The following is a 21203-nucleotide window of genomic DNA, read 5'->3' as shown; positions in this document are numbered from 1 at the left end:
ATGCGCGCAGATCTGTTGATTGTCGGTGCCGGTATGGTCGGCAGCGCCCTGGCCCTGGCGTTGCGCCACAGTGGCCTGCAAATCCTGTTGCTCGATGGTGGCCCGCTGACGGTCGTACCCTTCGATGCCCAGGCCCCGTTCGAGCCGCGTGTCAGCGCGCTGTCGGCGGCCAGCCAGCGCATCCTCGAGCGCCTTGGCGCTTGGGACGGCATTGCCCAGCGGCGCGCCACGCCGTACTCCGACATGCATGTGTGGGATGGCAGCGGCACCGGTCAGATTCACTTCTCGGCGGCCAGTGTGCATGCCCAGGTGCTTGGCCATATCGTCGAGAACCGCGTGGTGCAGGACGGCCTGCTGGAGCGCCTGCATGGCAGCGACATCGGCCTGCTGGCCAATGCGCGGCTGGAGCAGTTACGCCGCTCTGGCGATGAGTGGCTACTGACCCTGGCGGATGGCCGGCAACTGCGTGCGCCATTGGTGATTGCTGCCGACGGTGCCAATTCGGCGGTGCGGCGTCTGGCCGGCTGCGAAACCCGCGAATGGGACTACCTGCATCATGCCATTGTCACCAGCGTGCGTTGCAGCGCCGGGCACCAGGCCACGGCCTGGCAGCGCTTCACTGACGAAGGTCCGCTGGCTTTCCTGCCGTTGACCCGCGATGGCCAGCAGGACTGGTGCTCGATCGTCTGGTCGACCACCCCGGAGCAAGCCGAGCAACTGATGGCGCTGGATGAAGCTGCCTTCCGGCAGGCTTTGGAACGTGCCTTCGAGGGCCGTCTGGGCCAAGTGTTGCAGGCCGACCCAAGGGTATGCGTGCCGCTGCGCCAACGCCACGCCAAGCGCTATGTGGGTGAAGGCCTGGCGTTGATCGGCGATGCCGCGCACACCATCCACCCGCTGGCTGGGCAGGGTGTGAACCTCGGCTTCCTCGACGCTGCGGTGCTGGCCGAGGTACTGGTCAATGCTTGCGAGCGTGGCGAGCGGTTGGCGGATGTGAAGGTGCTGAGCCGTTACGAGCGACGGCGTATGCCGCACAACCTGGCGTTGATGGCGGCGATGGAGGGCTTCGAGAGGTTGTTCCAGGCCGATCCGCTGCCGTTGCGCTGGTTGCGCAACAGCGGGTTGAAGCTGGTGGAGCAGATGCCGGAGGCCAAGGCGCTGTTTGTGCGCCAGGCGATGGGTTTGAGTGGTGACCTGCCGGATCTGGCCAAGGCTTGAGAGTGCCGGGGTTGCGTAGCAGCCTTTTGCAACATCCGGTAACGGATAGGTAGATGAGCCGGAAAATGGGATTCACTACCATTCGCACCTCTCATACGATCCGAGGAGTGCTTTTCATGTTGCCACGCAAGCCCCTACTGGCCGCCTTGGCCCTGACCCTGTTCGGCGGCACTGCCCAGGCAGCGGACGAAGTTGTGGTGTACTCCTCGCGCATCGACGAGCTGATCAAGCCGGTGTTCGATGCCTATACCGCCAAGACCGGCGTCAAGATCAAGTTCATTACCGACAAGGAAGCCCCGCTGATGCAGCGCATCAAGGCCGAGGGCGACAACGGCGTGGCCGACCTGCTGCTGACCGTCGATGCAGGCAACCTGTGGCAGGCCGAGCAGATGGGCATCCTGCAGCCGATTGAGTCCGACGTCATCGACCAGAACATCCCGTCGCAGTACCGCGCCTCGTCGCACGACTGGACCGGCCTGAGCCTGCGCGCCCGCACCATCATCTACTCCACAGAGCGGGTCAAACCCGAAGAATTGAGCACCTACGAAGCCCTGGCTGACAAACAGTGGGAAGGCCGTCTGTGCCTGCGCACGGCAAAGAAGGTGTACAACCAGTCGCTGACTGCCACCCTGATTGAAACCCACGGTGAGGCCAAGACCGAGCAAATCGTCAAAGGTTGGGTCAACAACCTGTCCACCGATGTGTTCTCCGACGACAATGCGGTGATCCAGGCCATCGAGGCCGGGCAGTGTGATGTGGGCGTGGTCAACACCTACTACTACGGCCGTCTGCACAAGCAGAACCCGAACCTGCCGGTGAAGATCTTCTGGCCCAACCAGGGTGACCGTGGCGTTCACGTGAACCTCTCGGGTATCGGCCTGACCAAGCACGCGCCACACCCGGAAGCCGCGAAGAAACTGGTTGAATGGATGACCGGCGAAGAAGCTCAGAAGCTGTTTGCTGACATCAACCAGGAATTCCCGGCCAACCCGAAGGTGAAACCATCGGAGGAAGTGGCGGCGTGGGGCAGCTTCAAGGCCGACAGCATTCCGGTGGAAATTGCCGGCAAGCGCCAGGCTGAAGCCATCCGCTTGATGGATCGTGCTGGCTACAACTAAGCGCCAGGCCTTATCCTTCCGGGGCCTGTAAGGGCCTCTTCGCGGGCAAGCCCGCTCCTACAGGATCTGCACTGCCTTTGAAGGTTGCGCAGTCCCTGTAGGAGCGGGTTTACCCGCGAACGACCGCGCAGCGGTCGCAATCGCACTCGAGATTTCAGCCTTGCCCCACACCCCTCAACGCCGCTGGTACCTCCCGGTCTCCCTGATTGCCGCCTTGGTGCTGCTGCCCCTGAGTGTGCTGCTGTTGTCCTGGCAATCCATCGACCTGCAGATCTGGTCCCACCTGCTCGACACCCAGATGGGCCGCCTGCTTGGCAATACCCTGACCCTGGTGGTGGGTGTGGGCATTGGTGTCACCGTGCTGGGCGTCAGCCTGGCCTGGCTCACCAGCCTTTGCGACTTCCCTGGTCGACGCTGGCTGGACTGGGCGCTGATGTTACCGTTCGCCATCCCGGCCTACGTGCTGGCGTTTGTCTTCGTCGGCCTGCTGGACTTTGCCGGTCCGGTGCAAAGCGCCCTGCGTGAGGTGTTCGGGCCAATGCGCCTGCCCCGGGTGCGTTCTACCGCAGGGGTAATCACCGTTCTGGTGCTGGTGTTCTATCCCTATGTCTACTTGTTGGCACGCACGGCCTTCCTGGCTCAGGGCAAGGGGCTGATGGAGGCGGCGCGGGTCCTTGGGTTGTCACCCCTGCAGGCGTTCTGGCGGGTGGCCCTGCCCATGGCGCGGCCGGCGATCGGTGCCGGTATCGCCCTGGCGCTGATGGAAACCCTGGCCGACTTCGGTGCAGTGGCCGTATTCAACTTCGACACCTTCACCACGGCTATCTACAAGACCTGGTACGGCTTCTTCAGCTTGTCCAGTGCGGCCCAGTTGGCCAGCTTGCTGTTGCTGGCGGTGATGCTGGTGCTGTACGGCGAGCGCCGCGCCCGTGGTGCCAGCCGCAGCGGCAACGAGCGACCACGCGTGCAGGCGCTTTATCAACTGCGTGGTCTCAAGGCGCTGCTGGCCAGTGGCTGGTGCCTGCTGGTGTTCGCCTGCGCTTTCGTCATCCCGCTGCTGCAGTTGCTGGCGTGGTTCTGGCAACGCGGCCGGCATGACCTGGATGAGCGTTATGTCGGCCTGGTGCTGCACACCCTGTACCTGGGCAGCATGGCGGCGCTGGTCACGGTAGGCGTGGCGTTGCTGCTGGCCTTTGCCCGGCGCCAGGCACCGACGGGCGGTATCCGCGCCGGGGTTGGCCTGGCCAATCTGGGGTATGCCCTGCCCGGTTCGGTGTTGGCGGTGTCGATCATGCTGGCTTTCAGTTACCTCGACAACCACTTGGTCATTCCGCTGTCCAGCTGGATGGGCGGCGCCGGCAAGCCGCTGCTGCTAGGCAGCCTCTCGGCGTTGCTGCTGGCCTACCTGGTGCGCTTCATCGCGGTGGCCTACGGGCCGCTGGAGAGCAGCCTGGAGCGTATCCGCCCGTCACTCCCCGAAGCCTCGCGCAGCCTGGGTGTAGGCGGCGCTAGATTGTTTTTCAAGGTGTATCTGCCGCTGCTGGTACCCGGTGCCCTTAGTGCCGCGCTGCTGGTGTTCGTCGATGTGCTCAAGGAAATGCCCGCCACCTTGCTGATGCGACCGTTCGGCTGGGACACCCTCGCCGTGCGGGTGTTCGAGATGACCAGCGAGGGCGAGTGGGCCCGAGCCTCGCTGCCGGCACTGACCTTGGTCTTGGTGGGGCTGCTGCCGGTCATCGGCCTGATTCGCCGTTCGGCACGTCGACCCGGTCACAGTCACTGAGGATGTCAGCTTGCGACCTTGCGGCTACAATGCGCGGCATTCGCGCGGCGGGTGTGAGTAACAAGAAAAGCTGACGACCCAACGTCATCGACCGCCGCCGCTTCGCCACGCCCGGAAGGAGAAACCCATGGGACAGCGCACGCTTTTGTATGACCTGCACCTGGCGCTAGGCGCCAAGACGGTCGATTTCGGTGGCTGGGACATGCCCCTGCACTATGGCTCGCAGGTCGAGGAGCACCACCAGGTGCGCAGCGATTGCGGCGTCTTTGATGTCTCCCATATGACCGTGATCGATGTCGACGGCATTGATGCCACCGTTTGGCTGCAGCGCTTGCTGGCCAACGATGTGGCCCGCCTCGACGATACCGGCAAGGCGTTGTATAGCCCACTGCTGCACGAACAGGGCGGGGTGATCGATGATCTGATCGTCTACCGCACGGAAACTGGCTATCGCCTGGTCACCAATGCCGCCACCCGTGCCAAGGTGCTCGATTGGCTGCAATTGCAGCGTGCCGGTTTTTCCGTGGGCTTTCAGGCCCGGCCTGATCTGGCCATCCTTGCCATCCAGGGGCCGCATGCCCGCGAAAAGGTCGCGGCCCTGCTCAGCGCCGGGCGCGCAGCTCTCATTCGCGAACTGCGCCCGTTTGAAGGCGTTGCCGACGGCGACTGGTTCATTGCCCGCACCGGCTATACCGGTGAGGACGGCCTGGAGATCATCTTCCCGGGCGAGCAGGCAGTGGCCTTCTTCAACGACCTGGTCGGCGCCGGTATCGCCCCAAGCGGCCTGGGCGCCCGCGATACCCTGCGCCTGGAAGCTGGCATGAACCTGTACGGCCAGGACATCGACGAAAACCACACCCCGCTCACCTCCAACCTGGGCTGGAGTATCGCCTGGGAACCGGCCGAGCGCGACTTCATCGGCCGTGCCGGCCTGCTTGCGGAAATCGAGCACGGCGTGCAAGAAAAACTGGTGGGTCTGGTGCTGGAAGAGCGCGGTGTACTGCGCGCCCATCAGGTAGTACGTGTAGCCGGTATTGGCGAAGGGGAGATCACCAGTGGTAGTTTCTCGCCTACGCTGAGCAAGTCCATTGCGTTGGCGCGCGTGCCAATGGCTACCGGTGATCGGGCCGAGGTGGAAATTCGCGGCAAGTGGTACCCGGTGCGGGTGGTCAAACCGACCTTCGTGCGCCACGGCAAGATCCTGATCTGAACAATTTATAACCGGCGGGCCTACCGCTGAGCCAATCGAGGAATTCAAGACATGAGCAATATCCCCGCCGACCTGCGTTTTGCCGAAAGCCATGAGTGGGCTCGCCTGGAAGCCGACGGTAGCGTGACCGTGGGTATCAGCGATCACGCCCAGCAAGCCTTGGGTGATGTGGTGTTCGTCGAGCTGGCTGAAGTCGGCAAAGTGTTTGGCGCTGGCGACGCTGCGGGTGTGGTGGAGTCGGTCAAGGCCGCTTCGGACATCTACGCCCCGGTCGGTGGCGAAGTGATTGCGGTCAACGAAGAGCTGGCCGATAGCCCGGAACTGCTCAACGAAGAGCCTTACGGTTCGTGGATCTTCAAATTGAAGCCAAGCAACCCGGCCGAGCTGGACAAGTTGCTGGATGCGGCTGGCTACCAGGCGCTGATTGGCGAGTAAGACCGCGTCGCTTGCTTCGCGGCTAAAGCCGCTCCTACACAGGTACAGCGCTGCATTCGAGACGGGTACAGCCCCTGTGGGAGCGGCTTTAGCCGCGAAGAGGCCGGGCCTGCAAACAAGTTTCCCCGCACAATCGGCAATCCCTTCCTAGACTTGTAAGTCTCCATGAGGCCTGGTCTAGGAAGAGAGCGTCGTCATGTCCCAGTCGCCATCCCTGCATCAACTGCAAGAGCTCAACCCATTTTTGCGCCGCCACCTGGGCCCCGATGCCACAGAGCAGCAGGCCATGCTCAACGCGCTGGGTATCAACAGCCGCAACGAACTGATCGAGCAAACCGTTCCGCCAGACATCCGCCTCAATCGCCCCCTCGACCTGCCTGCGGCACTGGACGAGCAAGCCGCCCTGGCCAAGCTCGCCGGCTACGCCGAACAGAACCAGGTCTGGACCAGCCTCATCGGCATGGGCTACCACGGCACCATCACCCCCACAGTCATCCTGCGCAACGTGCTGGAGAACCCTGGCTGGTACACCGCCTACACGCCCTACCAACCCGAAATTGCCCAAGGCCGGCTGGAGGCGCTGCTGAACTTCCAGCAAATGGTCATCGACCTTACTGGCCTGGCTCTGGCCAATGCCTCGCTGCTCGATGAAGCCACCGCTGCCGCCGAAGCCATGGCCCTGGCCAAGCGGGTGGCACGCAACAAGAGCAACGCCTTCTTCGCCGACGAGCACTGCCATCCGCAGACCCTTTCGGTACTCAAGACCCGCGCCGAGGGCTTCGGCTTCGAGCTGATCGTCGACTCTGTGGATAACCTTGCCAAACACTCGGTGTTCGGTGCTTTGCTGCAGTACCCCGACACCCACGGTGAAGTGCGCGACTTGCGCCCGCTGATCGACCAGGTGCACAGCCAGCAGGCCTTGGCCTGCGTGGCCGCGGACTTGCTCAGCCTGGTAGTGTTGGCGCCGCCCGGAGAACTGGGCGCCGATGTAGTGCTGGGCTCGACCCAGCGCTTTGGTGTGCCGATGGGTTACGGCGGGCCTCACGCGGCCTACTTCGCCTGTCGCGATGACTACAAGCGGGCTATGCCGGGACGCATCATCGGCGTGTCACGCGATGCCCGTGGCAACACCGCACTACGTATGGCCCTGCAGACCCGCGAGCAGCATATTCGCCGCGAAAAGGCCAACTCCAACATCTGCACGGCCCAGGTGCTGCTGGCCAACATTGCTGGCTTCTACGCGGTTTACCATGGCCCGGAAGGCCTGCAGCGTATCGCTCAGCGTGTGCACCGGCTGACCTTCATCCTGGCTGCCGGCCTCGAGGCCAAAGGCATCAAACGCCTCAATCAACACTTCTTCGACACCCTTACCCTGGATGTTGGCGGTGCCCAGGCGGCCATCATTGAAAGCGCCGAGGCCGCGCACATCAATTTGCGTATTCTCGGTCGCGGGCACCTGGGGGTGAGCCTGGATGAAACCTGCAACGAACAGACGGTGCTGCGCCTGCTCGACATCTTCCTGGGGGTGGATCATGGCCTGGAAATCACCGCCCTCGACCAGCTGGCCCTGCCTGAAGGTATCCCTGCCAGCCTGGTGCGACGCACGCCATTCCTCGCCCACCCCGTGTTCAACCTGCATCACAGCGAAACAGAGATGCTGCGCTATCTCAAGCAGCTAGAGAACAAGGACCTGGCGCTTAACCAGTCGATGATCCCGTTGGGCTCGTGCACCATGAAACTCAACGCCACCAGTGAGATGATCCCCATCACCTGGCCCGGTTTTGCCCAGCTGCATCCGTTCGCCCCGGCGGCCCAGGCAGCAGGCTACAAGGCGATGATCGACGAACTGGAAAGCTGGCTGTGCGCGATCACCGGCTTCGATGCGATCTGCATGCAGCCTAACTCCGGTGCTCAGGGTGAATACGCCGGCCTGATGGCCATCACGCGCTATCACCGCAGCCGCCATCAGCCGATGCGCACGTTGTGCCTGATCCCGTCGTCGGCCCACGGCACCAACCCGGCGTCGGCACAGATGGCCGGCATGGAAGTGGTGATCGTCGATTGCGACAACGATGGCAACGTCGACCTGGCTGACCTCAAGGCCAAGGCACACGCGGCCGGTGAGCGTCTGTCGTGCCTGATGATCACCTACCCCTCGACCCACGGTGTGTACGAAGAGGGGATACGCGAAATCTGCGAGGTGGTGCACCATCACGGCGGCCAGGTTTACATGGACGGTGCCAACCTCAATGCCCAGGTGGGCCTGGCGCGCCCCGCAGACATTGGGGCCGATGTTTCACACATGAACCTGCACAAGACGTTCTGCATTCCCCACGGTGGCGGCGGTCCAGGCATGGGGCCGATCGGTATCCGCGCGCACCTCAAGCCGTTCGTCGCCAGCCACCCGGTAGTGCCGGTGCCTGGGTTGGACCCGAACAATAGCGCGGTCAGCGCCGCCCCTTGGGGCAGTGCAAGCATCTTGCCGATAAGCTGGATGTACATCGCCATGATGGGCCCGCAGCTGGCCGACGCCAGCGAGGTGGCTATCCTCTCGGCCAACTATCTCGCCAGCCAGTTGGGCGCGGCGTTCCCGGTGCTCTACCGCGGACGCAACCAGCGTGTGGCGCATGAGTGCATCCTTGACCTACGGCCGTTGAAGGCACTGACAGGCATCAGCGAAGAGGACGTGGCCAAGCGCCTGATGGACTATGGCTTCCACGCACCGACCATGTCCTTCCCAGTGCCGGGCACGCTGATGGTGGAGCCGACCGAGAGTGAATCGAAGGCTGAGCTGGATCGGTTTGTCGAAGCGATGTTGGCGATTCGCGCGGAAATTGACGAAGTACAGCAGGGCAACTGGCCAGCGGAGAACAACCCGCTGAAGCATGCACCGCATACCTTGGCTGATGTGCTGGGGGTATGGGACAGGCCGTATAGCCTGGAGCAGGCGGTGGCCCCCAGTGCTCACGTGCGCCAGCACAAGTACTGGCCGGCGGTGAACCGGGTAGACAACGTATATGGGGACAGGAACCTGTTCTGTGCGTGTGTGCCGGTGGAGGCTTATCGCTGAGGTTGGTGTTGGATGCTTCGCGGGTACCTGTAGGAGCGGGTTTACCCGCGAAGCAGGCGACGCAGTTACTCGGCTACCGCATTCTTGGCCAGGATGGCATTGGCCAGTTCCATGTCGGATGCCTGCATCCCTGGGTTCTCTGCCCGTGCCTCGCGCATGGCCGCTTCCAGGAACGGCCCGCGGATCTCGCCTTCGCTGGCGACGAAGCTGCTGGCGTCATCCTGCGCGGCCACTACCAGCTTGTGATCCCGCGAGGTCAGGTAGCTCGACGCCGTGGTAGCACCGGACGTCATCACGTTACGCCAGAAGGTATCGGCCATGGCCGAGCCAAGAGGCAGCGAAAGCAAGGTAGCCGCGGCAATGGCGGTTTTGAGACGCATGTTGAAACACCTCGAAGGGTGATGGTTGAAGATGCGCGCTTGGATCTTTTCGGGCAAGGCAAGTTCCTTGAATACAAAGGACTTTTCGTCAGTTGCAGACGCGCAGCACTTCCTCGGCACGGGTCTGCCCAGCGGCTACTTTGGCCTCGCCGCAACGGCGCAGGTCAATCAGGCCATCGGCCAGCGCCTGGCGCCGCAAACGGGTCAGGTCGGCATGCGGGCCGATCAATGCGCGCAAGGCGTCGCTGGGCTCGAGCAGTTCGAATAATCCCGTGCGCCCCTGAAAGCCGGTACCGCGGCAAGCTCGGCAGGCGGGTGATGAACCTGCCTGGCAGTCGGTGCAGACGGTTCGCACCAGGCGCTGGGCCATCACCCCGATAAGCGTCGCCTTGATCAGGTAGTCGGCCACACCCAGCTCTTGCAAGCGGGTGATGGCTGCGCAGGCATCGTTGGTATGCAGGGTCGACAGCACCAGGTGCCCGGTCAGCGCTGCCTGCACCGCTACCAGGGCGGTTTCGCGGTCGCGGATTTCGCCGATCATGATGATGTCGGGGTCTTGGCGCAGCATGGCCCTGACCGCGTTGGCAAACCCCAGGTCCAGCGCGGGCTGCACCTGCAGCTGGTTGAAGGCTGGTTCCAGACGCTCGATCGGGTCTTCGATGGTGCACAGGTTGACCTGTGGTGTGGCCAGCAGTTTGAGGCTGGTGTACAGCGTGCTGGTCTTGCCGGAGCCGGTGGGGCCGGTGACCAGGATGATGCCTTGGCGTTGACGTAGCAGGCTCTGCCATTGGGCCAGTTGCTGGCCGTGCAAGCCAAGGCGTTCGAAGCCTTCTTGCAACTGTTGCGGGTCGAACAGGCGCAGCACCAGTTTCTCGCCAAACGGGGTGGGCAGGGTCGAAAGCCGCAGCTCCACCTCGCCACCACCGGGCAGGCGGCTTTGCAGCCGGCCGTCCTGCGGCCGGCGCTTCTCTGCAACGTCCATGCGGCCCAGGTGTTTAAGGCGGCTGACGAGGGCCAGGGTGACCCCGGCGGGGAAGGCATAGACGGTGTGCAGCAGGCCGTCGATGCGGTAGCGCAATTGGCCCTGTTCGCGGCGTGGTTCCAGGTGGATATCGCTGGCGCGTTGCTCAATGGCGTACTGCAACAGCCAGTCGACGATATGCACGATATGTGCGTCGTCTGCGCTGGCCTCGGCCTGGCGTTTGCCCAGCTCCAGCAATTGCTCAAGTTCCCCCAGGCTGGCCGACTGCTGGTATTGCGCGCCTTTTACCGACTGGGCCAGGCGGTGGAACGACTGCGCCGACTGACGGATCTGCTGCGGGCTGGCCAGTACGCGACGGATCGACCGGCCGAGGCTGCGGGCCAGGTCGGCTTGCCAGTCATCCTGGAAAGGCTGGGCGCTGGCGACGGTGACGCTGGAGGCATCGGCCGCGACGATGAGGATGCCGTGGCGCTGGGCGAAGGCAGGGGAGATCAGGCCGGTGACCTGGGGCAGGTCGAGTTGCATGGGGTCGATGCGCAGGTAGGGTTGTCCGACCTTGTCGGCCAGCCACTGGCAAAGGTGCTCCAGGTCCAGGGGCTGGCCGGGGCGCTGGCGGCTTTCCAGGCTGCAGGCGGCGATGTGTTCCAGCGGGTGGCTAGCGGGGTGGGTGGCGGCGTGTTCGAGTACTTGCAGGGTATCGCTGGCGTGCAGGTGCTGATCAGCGAGCAGGGCCTGAAGCACGCGCTTGAGGTCGAGTGCCGGGTTGTCGGGGGTGTGCATGGTTGGCGTCCGTGCCTGATCGTGTAGTGCTGATCAAGGCTAGCCCGGCGGCGGGAGACTATTGGAGGTGAAAGGTTTCGGGATTTTGCTGCGTCTGTACCGGAGGGCTTCGCGGGTGAACCCGCTGCTACAGGGATCGCGCGGGCCTTGAGTGCTATGCGGTACAGGTCCAGCAGAGAGGGTTCAGACCACTGCCAACGCCACCCGCTGGACATTGGTCAGGCTCACCTCACCTACACACACCAAGTTACGCAGTTTTTGTGCAATTACCTCGGCCCGGTGCCAGCTCAACCCGCCGATACCGACCTCGATATCCAGCCAGTCATCCTGCTGGCTGACCTGCACGCTATGCGGGGTCAGGAACTGCAAGGCAAACAGGTTGAGCACCCGGCACAGGCTATCGGGCTCGGCCTCGGCCTGCAGGCGATAGTGCACGGTGCTGTGGGCGTTGGTGGCGGCCCAGGCGTCGGTACGGGGCTGTGCGTTCATGCTGGTCTCCGCAAATGAGGGAGAAATTCTTGCACGTTGGTGGCGGTATTTTTTCGCTATGATTGGGTGGTTTCGTCTTATTAGTGAATTCTTTTATTCAAAAAAATCTGATTTGGAGAATAAACAATGCACAGCGAGCTGGACGCCTACGACCGTCGCATCCTCGAACTGCTGCAGGAGGACGCTTCGCTGTCCAGTGCACAGATCGCCGAGCGCGTCGGGCTGTCGCAATCGCCGTGCTGGCGGCGCATTCAGCGCTTGAAGGAAGAGGGGGTGATTCGTGGGCAGGTGACCTTGCTGGACCGCAAGAAGGTCGGCCTGAACACGCAGATTTTCGCCGAAGTGAAACTGAACGCCCACGGGCGCTCCAACTTCACCGAGTTCACCGAGGCGATCCGCGGGTTCCCTGAGGTGCTGGAGTGTTATGTGCTGATGGGGGCTGTGGACTTTCTGCTGCGTATCGTCACGTCGGACATCGAGGCCTACGAGCGGTTCTTCTTCGAAAAACTGTCGAACGTGCCGGGGATTCAGGAGGTGAATTCGATTGTGGCGCTTTCCGAGATCAAATCCACCACTAGCCTGCCGCTATCGCGTTGAGGCCATTCGTGGGTAAACCCGCTCCTATACTGGCCCCACGCCTGGCGCGGATCGTATGTAGGAGCGGGTTTACCCGCGAAGCAGGCGGCGCGGTATCACGCCTTGAGCAGGTGCTTCCAGCCGCGGCTCTGGTCCACAGCCCGAGCCTGTTCGATACGCGCTTCCAGCACTTCATCGCTGATGGGCTGCTCGGCCAGTTCGTGCAGCTTTTTCAGGTCGCCGTACAGGCGGTCCATCTGCGGCGCTTCCAGCACCTGGCGGGCGTGGTGCAGCCAGGCCAGAAGCTGCTCGATACGTGGCAACTGCTCGGCCAGGTCTTCCGGGCGCTGGGTGTACAGCGGCAGCTTCAACGCGCGGCCTTCCTCGCCCAGCAGATGCCCCAGCCAGCTGGCCAGTTGCGCTTTGCCCTGGCGTTCGCCGCGGCCCTTGCGCTCTGCGGTCCAGGTACGGGCCGTCAGCCAGCGTGAGGTTTCCAGCGAGAACTGGCCCCAGCGTACGTCTTCCAGTTCTTCGGCAAACTGCTCGGGTGCGGCGCGACGGATGTCTTCGTCATCGTTGCCGGCCTGCACCAGCGGGCGCCAGTCTTCAAGCAAGGCATCAAGGCTGGTGCGCAGGTCGCGGGTGGTAGCGCGCGGTGCTGCCTGGCCCAGGCTGGCAGTGAGTGCGCGCAGCTCGCTCAGGCACTCGACCCAGTCCTGCAACAGGCGCCAGTGGCCGTTGTGGCGGTACTGCTCGGCCAGGCGCTGGCTGCTGGCCAGCAGCTGCCAGGCGAGGGCGGCATAGGCGTCGTCCAAGGCCATTTCGGCTTCCAACGCGGTGTGCGGCAGGTCCAGCTCGTAGCTGTCCGGTTCCAGCAGGCGGTAACCGCGCTCAGCCTTGCTGATGTCGCACGGCATCAGTGGCAGGCTGGCGGCCAGTTCTGCGGCCAGTTCCAGCAGGGCTTGCGGCTCACCTTCGCGCAGTTCCAGCTCCAGCTCGCAGATCTCTTCCTTGCGCTTGCCGGCGATCACGAAGCCTTGGTCCAGCGCGGCCTCTATCACCACCTTGCTCTTGCCACGGCCCCAGGCGATTTCAGCGTATTCACGGCTGAAATCGGTGGTGAACAGTGGCTTGATGGTTTTCTTGTCCAGGTTGGCCAGTTGCTCGGGCCAGCAGGTGGCGTCCAGCTTCTTCAGGTCGAGCTTGACCTTGTCCAGGTTCCATTCGTACTCGTTGCGCTCGGACAGGCCGGCCACGCTCTGGCCGCGGCACTTGAGGGTTTGAATGATCGCGTCGCCATCGCGGCGCAGGCGCAGGGCGACACGGGCGGCGGACAGTTCACGCTCGGGGGTGTCGAAGTACTGGTTGAGCAGTTCACGGGTCTGCCAGCCGGACTTGTTGCGCTTTTTCAGCAGAGGGTGCTCGCGCAGGGCGGCAAGGGTCTCGCGGCTGGCGCGGAGCTTCAGTTCGGTTTCTTTGTGCATCACAGACTCGAAAGAGGGGGCGTGGTTGGCAAGGAGTTTACAGCAGTCGGCTGTCGACTGTTGGATCGTGGTGGCTTCTTCGCGGGCTTGCCCGCTCCCACAGATAACGCGTAGCCCTTGAGGGCAGCGAAACCCTGTAGGAGGGCGAGCCCGCGAAGAAGCCCATGGGGTTGCCCTGCGAACGATAGGCATTGTTATGATGGGCAACGTTTCCGAGGAGTACGCGCATGCCGTTGCCGACGCTGAAAGACCAGTTTGCCGCCTTGATCGCCGCGCCTTCGGTCAGCTGTACCCAACCTGCGCTGGACCAGTCCAACCGCCAGGTTATCGACCTGCTGGCCGGTTGGCTCGGCGACCTGGGTTTCAAGTGCGATATCCAGCAGGTCAGCCCCGGCAAGTTCAACCTGCTGGCCAGCCGTGGCACCGGCCCGGGAGGGCTGGTGCTGGCCGGGCACAGCGATACCGTGCCCTATGACGAACAGCTGTGGGCCAGCGACCCGTTGAAGCTTACCGAGACCGATGGCCGCTGGGTCGGCCTGGGCAGCTGCGACATGAAGGGCTTCTTCGCCCTGGTCATCGAAGCGGTCATCCCGCTGCTGGAGCACGACTTCAAGGAGCCGCTGCTGATCCTTGCCACCTGCGACGAAGAAAGCTCCATGTCCGGCGCCCGTGCCCTGGCCGAGGCCGGCCAGCCTCTGGGCCGTGCAGCGATCATCGGTGAGCCTACCGGGCTGCGGCCGATCCGCATGCACAAGGGCATCCTCATGGACCGCATCGACATCCTCGGTCGCAGCGGCCATTCGTCGGACCCAAGCCTGGGGCGCAGCGCCATGGAGGCCATGCATGCGGTCATGGGTGAGCTGATGGGCCTGCGCCAGCAGTGGCAACAAACCTATAGCAACCCGCAATTCACCGTGCCGACCCCGACCATGAACTTCGGCTGCATCCACGGCGGCGACAACCCCAACCGTATCTGCGGCCAGTGCGCCCTGGAGTTCGACCTGCGGCCACTGCCTGGCATGGACGTGGAGCAACTGCGCGCGGCCATTCGCGAAAAATTGCTGCCGGTTGCAGAGCGCCATGAGGTGCGCATCGACTATGCGCCGCTGTTCCCGGAGGTGCCGCCGTTCGAGCAGGCTGCCGATGTCGAACTGGTACAGGTCGCGGAGCGCCTGACCGGCCATCGCGCTGAAGCGGTGGCGTTCGGCACCGAAGCACCTTATCTTCAGCAACTGGGCTGCCAGACCATTGTGCTGGGCCCTGGCGACATTGCCTGTGCCCACCAGCCCGGCGAATACCTTGAAATGTCACGAATCGAGCCTACCGTGCGTCTATTGCGTGACCTGATCCGGCACTATTGCCTGCACTAAACGTCAATCGAACTGATTCGTTCCTGCCTAGAGGAGACCGCGCGTGACCGCAAGCCTGTTCCGACGATGATCCTGAACGCCCCCTGCATCGCCGTTCTCCGTCCACTTATCCACAGGCTCTGTCATGCCCGATTACGTCAACTGGCTGCGTCATGCATCCCCCTATATCAATGCCCATCGCGACTGCACCTTCGTGGTCATGCTCCCTGGCGATGGGGTGGAACACCCTAATTTCGGCAACATCGTCCACGACCTGGTGCTGCTGCACAGCCTGGGCGTGCGCCTGGTGCTGGTGCATGGCTCGCGCCCGCAGATCGAAAGCCGGCTGGCTGATCGCGGGCTGACCCCGCACTACCACCGGGGCATGCGTATTACTGATGCGGCCACCCTGGACTGCGTGATCGATGCCGTCGGCGCCCTGCGCCTGGCCATTGAAGCGCGGCTGTCGATGGACATTGCCGCTTCGCCCATGCAGGGCTCGCGCCTGCGCGTGGCCTCCGGCAACCTGGTCACTGCGCGGCCGATCGGCGTGCTCGAAGGCGTGGACTACCACCACACTGGCGAAGTGCGCCGGGTCGACCGCAAGGGCATCAGCCGCCTGCTCGACGAGCGCTCCATCGTGCTGTTGTCGCCCTTGGGCTACTCGCCTACCGGGGAAATCTTCAACCTGGCCTGCGAAGACGTGGCTACCCGCGCGGCCATCGAACTGGGTGCCGACAAATTGTTGCTGTTCGGCGCCGAGCCGGGCTTGTTGGACGCTGACGGTAGGCTGGTGCGCGAACTGCGCCCGCAGCAGGTTGCCCCGCATCTGCAGCGTCTTGGCAGCGACTACCAGGGCGAACTGCTGGATGCTGCGGCCGAGGCCTGCAAAGGCGGCGTGGCGCGCAGCCATATCGTCAGCTATGCCGAGGACGGCGCGCTGCTCACCGAGCTGTTCACCCGTGGCGGTGGCGGTACGCTGGTGTCGCAGGAACAGTTCGAAGTGGTGCGCGAGGCAACTATCGAGGATGTGGGTGGCTTGCTGGAGTTGATCAGCCCGCTGGAAGAGCAGGGCATCCTGGTGCGCCGTTCGCGCGAAGTGCTGGAGCGAGAGATCGAGCAGTTCAGCGTGGTCGAGCGCGAGGGCATGATCATCGCCTGTGCGGCGCTGTACCCGATTGCCGATTCCGAGGCCGGCGAGCTGGCTTGCCTGGCGGTGAACCCGGAGTACCGCCATGGCGGGCGTGGGGACGAGCTGCTGGAACGGATCGAGAGCCGGGCACGGCAGATGGGCTTGAGTACTTTGTTCGTGCTGACTACGCGCACGGCGCACTGGTTCCGCGAGCGCGGCTTTGCGCCGAGTGGCGTGGAGCGGCTGCCGGCGGCGCGGGCTTCGCTGTACAACTACCAGCGCAATTCGAAGATTTTCGAGAAGCCCCTGTAAGCGTGGACCGCCCTCTTCGCGGGCTCGCCCGCGAAGCAGGCGACACCGGTCTCAAACAAAAAACGCCGCCCTTGAGGGGCGGCGTTTTTGTTTACACGGTATGCAGGTACCAGTTGTACTCGAGGTCGGAGATCGAGTGCTCGAACTCTTCCAGCTCGCTTTCCTTGCACGCGACAAAGATGTCGATGTACTTCGGATCGATGTACTTGTTCAGGATCTCGCTGTCGTCCAGCTCGCGCAGGGCATCGCGCAGGTTGTTCGGCAGGCTTTGCTCCAGCTGCTCGTACGAGTTGCCTTCGATCGGCTCGCCCGGCTCGACCTTGTTGGTCAGGCCATGGTGTACGCCCGCCAGCACCGCAGCCATCATCAGGTACGGGTTGGCGTCGGCACCGGCTACGCGGTGCTCGATGCGCACGGCGTCCGCAGAACCCGTTGGCACGCGCAGCGCCACGGTGCGGTTGTCCAGGCCCCAGCTTGGCGCGTTCGGCACGTAGAACTGCGCGCCAAAGCGGCGGTACGAGTTGACGTTCGGGCAAAGGAATGCCATGGACGCGGGCAGGGTCTCGAGCACACCGCCGACAGCGTGACGTAGCGCGGCGTTCTGCTCGGGATCCTCGCTGGTGAAGATGTTGTTGCCATCTTTGTCCAGCACGGAAATGTGCACGTGCAGGCCGTTGCCTGCCTGGCCCGGGTAGGGCTTGGCCATGAAGGTGGTGTCCATTTCATGGTCGTAGGCGATGTTCTTGATCAACCGCTTGAGCAGTACCGCGTAGTCGCAGGCCTTGAGCGGGTCGGCCACGTGGTGCAGGTTGACTTCGAACTGCGCCGGGGCGCTTTCCTTGACGATGGCATCGGCCGGGATGCCTTGTTCTTTCGCGCCTTCAAGGATGTCCTGCAGGCAGTCGGCATATTCGTCGAGGTCGTCGATCAGGTACACCTGGGTCGACTGCGGGCGCTTGCCCGAAATTGGCGAGCGTGGTGGCTGCGGGCGGCCGTTCACGTTCTCCTGGTCGATCAGGTAGAACTCCAGTTCGAATGCGGCGCAGATAGTCAGGCCCAGTTCGTCGAACTTGGTCACCACCTGACGCAGCACTTCGCGCGGGTCGGCGAAGAACGGCTCGCCTTCCAGTTCGTGCATGGTCATCAGCAGCTGGGCGGTGGGGCGCTTTTGCCACGGCTCGTTACAGAGCGTGTCGGGGATTGGATAGCAGATGCGGTCAGCATCGCCGATGTCCAGGCCCAGCCCGGTGCTTTCGACGGTGGAACCGTTGATGTCCAGGGCGAAGAGGGAGGCCGGCAGGTTGATGCCTTTCTCGTAAACCTTGTGGAGGCTGGTGCGCTCAATGCGCTTGCCACGCACCACACCATTCATATCTGCAATCAGAAGGTCAACGTAGAGAACCTCAGGATGTTCCTTAAGGAACGCGTTCGCTTCGTTAAGCTGAACGGCACGCGGGGGTACCGACATGATGCAACACCTTTGTTGTTAAAAATATCAATCAAGGGGGGCTTGCAAGACCAGTCAATCGAAAAGCCATACTGATGTCAAGCCAACCCCATGATGCCCTGAAATGGCACATCTACGGCAGATTTGCTGCATATCGGGGCAAACCATTATCCGCTATTTCCTGCGTAAAGGGCTATCTCCGGTGCGCCGTGTTTTATTTTTTACGGAGGTGTTGTGTAAAAAAATGAACAAGGCTAAGCTCGGTCTCAACCCAGAACACAATAATACGAGGGTCACATGGTCCGCTTGCCGCGACCTGAAAGCACTGCCTGCGCAGTGCCAACAGGCACTTCCGTCATTTTTGCAAGCTTCGTCAATGGCGTGGTCGCCCTGGCCGCAATAATTGACGTTTCGCGTTCCCGGACCGGTCCTCGCAGCGGCTTGCCGCCCTTCGCTTCGTCTTCCTGCCTTTTGAACTCATTACGGACACAGCTGATTTCAGTGTATCCACTGTGGCTCTGCGCGTGGGTTTTTGCTTTAGCAATCTACTCCATCCAGAATCAAGTCGTGGACCACCTTACCTCCTGAGGTATTTATGAGTAACAACCTCGACCAGCTCACCGATTGGTTGAAAGAGCACAAGATTACCGAAGTCGAATGCATGATCAGCGACCTGACCGGCATCACGCGCGGCAAGATTTCGCCAACCAACAAATTCATCGCCGAAAAAGGCATGCGGCTGCCCGAGAGCGTGCTGCTGCAGACCGTGACCGGTGACTACGTCGACGACGACATCTATTACGAACTGCTCGACCCGGCAGACATCGACATGATCTGCCGCCCTGACGAGAACGCCGTGTTCCTCGTGCCGTGGGCTATCGAACCGACCGCACAGGTCATCCACGACACCTACGACAAGAAGGGCAACCCGGTCGAACTGTCGCCGCGCAACGTGCTGAAAAAAGTGCTCAAGCTCTACGCCGACAAGGGCTGGCAGCCGATCGTCGCCCCCGAGATGGAGTTCTACCTGACCAAGCGCAGCGAGGACCCGGACTTTCCGTTGCAGCCCCCGGTCGGCCGTTCAGGTCGCCCGGAAACCGGCCGTCAGTCGTTCTCGATCGAAGCTGCCAACGAATTCGACCCGCTGTTCGAAGATGTCTACGACTGGTGCGAGCTGCAGCAACTGGACCTCGACACGCTGATCCACGAAGACGGCACGGCGCAGATGGAAATCAACTTCCGTCACGGCGACGCCCTGCACCTGGCCGACCAGATCCTGGTGTTCAAGCGCACCATGCGCGAGGCGGCGCTCAAGCACAACGTGGCCGCCACCTTCATGGCCAAACCGATGACCGGCGAGCCGGGCAGTGCCATGCATCTTCACCAGAGCGTGGTCGACGTGGCGACCGGCAAGAACATCTTCAGCAATGAAGACGGCAGCATGAGCGAGCTGTTCCTCAACCACATCGGCGGCCTGCAGAAGTTCATCCCCGAGGCGCTGCCGCTGTTCGCGCCCAACGTCAACTCGTTCCGCCGCTTCCTGCCCGACACCTCGGCGCCGGTGAACGTGGAGTGGGGCGAAGAAAACCGCACCGTCGGCCTGCGCGTACCGGATGCCGGCCCGCAAAGCCGGCGCGTCGAAAACCGCCTGCCGGGCGCCGACGCCAACCCTTACCTGGCCATCGCCGCCAGCCTGCTGTGTGGCTACATCGGCATGGTCGAAGGTATCGAGGCCAGCGCGCCAGTGCAGGGCCGTGGTTACGAACGCCGCAACCTGCGCCTGCCCCTGACCATCGAAGACGCCCTGGAACGCATGGAAAACAGCCGTGCGCTGGTGCAGTACCTGGGCAAGAAATTCATTACCGGATATGTCGCCACCAAGCGCGCCGAGCACGAAAACTTCAAGCGCGTCATCAGTTCCTGGGAGCGTGAGTTCCTGCTGTTCGCTGTCTGATCAACCCTGGTGCCGCAGGAGCGCGGCGGTCCAATAACGGAGAAGCACATGAGCGTCAACAACCCGCAAACCCGTGAATGGCAAACCCTGAGCGGGGAGCATCACCTCGCACCCTTCAGTGACTACAAGCAACTGAAGGAGAAGGGGCCGCGCATCATCACCAAGGCCCAGGGTGTGCATTTGTGGGATAGCGAGGGGCACAAGATCCTCGACGGCATGGCCGGTCTATGGTGCGTGGCGGTCGGCTACGGCCGTGAAGAGCTGGTGCAGGCGGCAGAAAAACAGATGCGCGAGCTGCCGTACTACAACCTGTTCTTCCAGACCGCTCACCCGCCGGCGCTCGAGCTGGCCAAAGCGATCACCGAAGTGGCGCCGAAAGGTATGACCCATGTGTTCTTCACCGGCTCCGGCTCCGAAGGCAACGACACTGTGCTGCGCATGGTGCGTCACTACTGGGCGCTTAAGGGCAAACCGCACAAGCAGACCATCATCGGCCGTATCAACGGTTACCACGGTTCCACCTTCGCCGGTGCTTGCCTGGGTGGCATGAGCGGCATGCACGAGCAGGGTGGCTTGCCGATCCCGGGTATCGTTCACATCCCTCAGCCTTACTGGTTCGGCGAGGGCGGCGACATGACCCCTGACGAATTCGGTGTCTGGGCTGCCGAGCAGCTGGAGAAGAAGATCCTCGAAGTCGGCGAAGACAACGTCGCTGCCTTCATCGCCGAGCCGATCCAGGGCGCAGGTGGCGTGATCATCCCGCCGGAAACCTACTGGCCCAAGGTGAAGGAGATCCTTGCCAAGTACGACATCCTGTTCGTCGCCGACGAGGTGATCTGCGGCTTCGGCCGTACCGGCGAGTGGTTCGGCTCTGACTACTACGACCTCAAGCCCGACCTGATGACCATCGCGAAAGGCCTGACCTCTGGTTACATCCCCATGGGCGGTGTGATCGTGCGTGACACCGTGGCCAAGGTGATCAGCGAAGGCGGCGACTTCAATCACGGTTTCACCTACTCCGGCCACCCGGTGGCGGCCGCGGTGGGCCTGGAAAACCTGCGCATCCTGCGTGACGAGAAAATTGTCGAGAAGGCGCGCACGGATACGGCACCGTATTTGCAAAAGCGTTTGCGCGAGCTGCAGGACCATCCTCTGGTGGGTGAAGTGCGCGGCCTGGGCATGCTGGGTGCGATCGAGCTGGTCAAGGACAAGGCTACCCGCAGCCGTTACGAAGGCAAAGGCGTGGGCATGATCTGTCGCACCTTCTGCTTTGAGAACGGCCTGATCATGCGTGCGGTGGGTGACACAATGATCATCGCGCCGCCGCTGGTAATCAGCCATGCGGAGATCGACGAACTGGTGGAAAAGGCACGCAAGTGCCTGGATCTTACCCTTGAGGCGATTCGATAAGCGTTTGCTAGGCTAGCGTTGTGACATTAAGCCGTTACATGGCCCTGCTTTCCTTGATACAGGGCCTTGTAACT

16 protein-coding genes are annotated in these 21203 nt (G+C 62.8%); 11 read left to right on the top strand and 5 right to left on the bottom strand.

Going from position 1 to position 21203, the window contains the following annotated elements; genetic code table 11:
• From AC3B5Q_RS24875 to gcvP, 6 genes are all read left to right on the top strand, one after another.
• Entirely contained in the window at window positions 1-1218 is a 1218-nt protein-coding gene (locus tag AC3B5Q_RS24875; RefSeq protein ID WP_181005134.1) for a 2-octaprenyl-3-methyl-6-methoxy-1,4-benzoquinol hydroxylase, read from the top strand.
• A gap of 116 nt (window positions 1219-1334) precedes the next feature.
• Entirely contained in the window at window positions 1335-2336 is a 1002-nt protein-coding gene (locus AC3B5Q_RS24870; RefSeq protein ID WP_012054051.1) for an extracellular solute-binding protein, read from the top strand.
• Window positions 2337-2496: 160 nt separating this feature from the next.
• Complete coding sequence (locus AC3B5Q_RS24865) at window positions 2497-4119, top strand: ABC transporter permease (RefSeq protein WP_021783540.1); 1623 nt, start codon at window positions 2497-2499, stop codon at window positions 4117-4119.
• Window positions 4120-4246: 127 nt separating this feature from the next.
• Window positions 4247-5329, top strand: a complete 1083-nt coding sequence (gcvT, locus tag AC3B5Q_RS24860; RefSeq protein WP_101196391.1) for a glycine cleavage system aminomethyltransferase GcvT — start codon at window positions 4247-4249, stop codon at window positions 5327-5329.
• Window positions 5330-5380: 51 nt separating this feature from the next.
• The gene (gene gcvH / locus AC3B5Q_RS24855) at window positions 5381-5764 is read left to right on the top strand and encodes a glycine cleavage system protein GcvH (protein WP_003253706.1); all 384 of its coding nucleotides are present in this window, start codon (window positions 5381-5383) and stop codon (window positions 5762-5764) included.
• A 196-nt stretch (window positions 5765-5960) separates the two neighbouring features.
• Window positions 5961-8834: an aminomethyl-transferring glycine dehydrogenase gene (gene gcvP / locus AC3B5Q_RS24850; RefSeq protein ID WP_101196390.1), complete on the top strand. Its 2874-nt coding sequence runs from the start codon at window positions 5961-5963 to the stop codon at window positions 8832-8834.
• Window positions 8835-8899: 65 nt separating this feature from the next.
• On the opposite strand, the gene AC3B5Q_RS24845 is transcribed toward gcvP, so the two are convergent.
• The 3 genes from AC3B5Q_RS24845 to AC3B5Q_RS24835 all read right to left on the bottom strand — a co-directional run bounded on the left by AC3B5Q_RS24845 (window position 8900) and on the right by AC3B5Q_RS24835 (window position 11465).
• On the bottom strand, window positions 8900-9214 hold the full coding sequence (locus AC3B5Q_RS24845) for a DUF2388 domain-containing protein (RefSeq protein WP_028698223.1): 315 nt from the start codon (window positions 9212-9214) through the stop codon (window positions 8900-8902).
• Window positions 9215-9302: 88 nt separating this feature from the next.
• A complete protein-coding gene (locus tag AC3B5Q_RS24840; RefSeq protein ID WP_101196389.1) occupies window positions 9303-10976 on the bottom strand; it encodes a GspE/PulE family protein in 1674 nt (557 codons plus the stop codon).
• A 183-nt stretch (window positions 10977-11159) separates the two neighbouring features.
• Complete coding sequence (locus tag AC3B5Q_RS24835) at window positions 11160-11465, bottom strand: ACT-like domain-containing protein (protein WP_021783545.1); 306 nt, start codon at window positions 11463-11465, stop codon at window positions 11160-11162.
• Window positions 11466-11591: 126 nt separating this feature from the next.
• Between AC3B5Q_RS24835 and AC3B5Q_RS24830 the strand changes: the two genes are divergently transcribed.
• Window positions 11592-12062, top strand: a complete 471-nt coding sequence (locus tag AC3B5Q_RS24830) for an Lrp/AsnC family transcriptional regulator (RefSeq protein WP_003253717.1) — start codon at window positions 11592-11594, stop codon at window positions 12060-12062.
• Window positions 12063-12157: 95 nt separating this feature from the next.
• Here AC3B5Q_RS24830 and AC3B5Q_RS24825 read toward each other — a convergent pair whose 3' ends face one another.
• Window positions 12158-13525, bottom strand: a complete 1368-nt coding sequence (locus AC3B5Q_RS24825; RefSeq protein ID WP_021783546.1) for a CYTH domain-containing protein — start codon at window positions 13523-13525, stop codon at window positions 12158-12160.
• A gap of 227 nt (window positions 13526-13752) precedes the next feature.
• Here AC3B5Q_RS24825 and argE point away from each other — a divergent pair, with 227 nt between their 5' ends.
• Together argE and argA are read left to right on the top strand one after the other, a co-directional pair.
• Window positions 13753-14895 carry an acetylornithine deacetylase gene (gene argE, locus AC3B5Q_RS24820; RefSeq protein ID WP_021783547.1) on the top strand — a complete coding sequence of 381 codons (1143 nt, stop codon included), beginning with the start codon at window positions 13753-13755 and terminating at the stop codon, window positions 14893-14895.
• Window positions 14896-15019: 124 nt separating this feature from the next.
• Window positions 15020-16318, top strand: a complete 1299-nt coding sequence (gene argA / locus AC3B5Q_RS24815) for an amino-acid N-acetyltransferase (protein WP_003253723.1) — start codon at window positions 15020-15022, stop codon at window positions 16316-16318.
• A gap of 91 nt (window positions 16319-16409) precedes the next feature.
• Here argA and AC3B5Q_RS24810 read toward each other — a convergent pair whose 3' ends face one another.
• Window positions 16410-17786, bottom strand: a complete 1377-nt coding sequence (locus AC3B5Q_RS24810) for a glutamine synthetase family protein (RefSeq protein ID WP_021783548.1) — start codon at window positions 17784-17786, stop codon at window positions 16410-16412.
• A gap of 574 nt (window positions 17787-18360) precedes the next feature.
• Between AC3B5Q_RS24810 and AC3B5Q_RS24805 the strand changes: the two genes are divergently transcribed.
• Window positions 18361-19719: a glutamine synthetase family protein gene (locus tag AC3B5Q_RS24805; protein ID WP_003253727.1), complete on the top strand. Its 1359-nt coding sequence runs from the start codon at window positions 18361-18363 to the stop codon at window positions 19717-19719.
• Window positions 19720-19767: 48 nt separating this feature from the next.
• Entirely contained in the window at window positions 19768-21129 is a 1362-nt protein-coding gene (locus AC3B5Q_RS24800; protein ID WP_021783549.1) for an aspartate aminotransferase family protein, read from the top strand.
• The last annotated feature ends 74 nt before the right edge of the window (window positions 21130-21203 follow it).

Source organism: Pseudomonas sp. D5(2026) (assembly GCF_057766845.1).
Note: the sequence above shows the minus strand (reverse complement) of the source record. Positions and strands in the feature narration are given on the sequence as shown.

Excerpts from the sequence above, each read along its gene's own strand:
- AC3B5Q_RS24830 (WP_003253717.1), top strand. The coding sequence starts at position 11,592 with ATGCACAGCGAGCTGGACGCCTACGACCGTCGCATCCTCGAACTGCTG.
- AC3B5Q_RS24805 (WP_003253727.1), top strand. The coding sequence starts at position 18,361 with ATGAGTAACAACCTCGACCAGCTCACCGATTGGTTGAAAGAGCACAAG.
- argE (WP_021783547.1), top strand. The coding sequence starts at position 13,753 with ATGCCGTTGCCGACGCTGAAAGACCAGTTTGCCGCCTTGATCGCCGCG.
- AC3B5Q_RS24845 (WP_028698223.1), bottom strand. The coding sequence starts at position 9,214 with ATGCGTCTCAAAACCGCCATTGCCGCGGCTACCTTGCTTTCGCTGCCT.
- AC3B5Q_RS24810 (WP_021783548.1), bottom strand. The coding sequence starts at position 17,786 with ATGTCGGTACCCCCGCGTGCCGTTCAGCTTAACGAAGCGAACGCGTTC.
- gcvT (WP_101196391.1), top strand. The coding sequence starts at position 4,247 with ATGGGACAGCGCACGCTTTTGTATGACCTGCACCTGGCGCTAGGCGCC.
- AC3B5Q_RS24835 (WP_021783545.1), bottom strand. The coding sequence starts at position 11,465 with ATGAACGCACAGCCCCGTACCGACGCCTGGGCCGCCACCAACGCCCAC.
- gcvH (WP_003253706.1), top strand. The coding sequence starts at position 5,381 with ATGAGCAATATCCCCGCCGACCTGCGTTTTGCCGAAAGCCATGAGTGG.
- AC3B5Q_RS24870 (WP_012054051.1), top strand. The coding sequence starts at position 1,335 with ATGTTGCCACGCAAGCCCCTACTGGCCGCCTTGGCCCTGACCCTGTTC.
- gcvP (WP_101196390.1), top strand. The coding sequence starts at position 5,961 with ATGTCCCAGTCGCCATCCCTGCATCAACTGCAAGAGCTCAACCCATTT.
- AC3B5Q_RS24840 (WP_101196389.1), bottom strand. The coding sequence starts at position 10,976 with ATGCACACCCCCGACAACCCGGCACTCGACCTCAAGCGCGTGCTTCAG.
- AC3B5Q_RS24800 (WP_021783549.1), top strand. The coding sequence starts at position 19,768 with ATGAGCGTCAACAACCCGCAAACCCGTGAATGGCAAACCCTGAGCGGG.
- argA (WP_003253723.1), top strand. The coding sequence starts at position 15,020 with ATGCCCGATTACGTCAACTGGCTGCGTCATGCATCCCCCTATATCAAT.
- AC3B5Q_RS24875 (WP_181005134.1), top strand. The coding sequence starts at position 1 with ATGCGCGCAGATCTGTTGATTGTCGGTGCCGGTATGGTCGGCAGCGCC.
- AC3B5Q_RS24825 (WP_021783546.1), bottom strand. The coding sequence starts at position 13,525 with ATGCACAAAGAAACCGAACTGAAGCTCCGCGCCAGCCGCGAGACCCTT.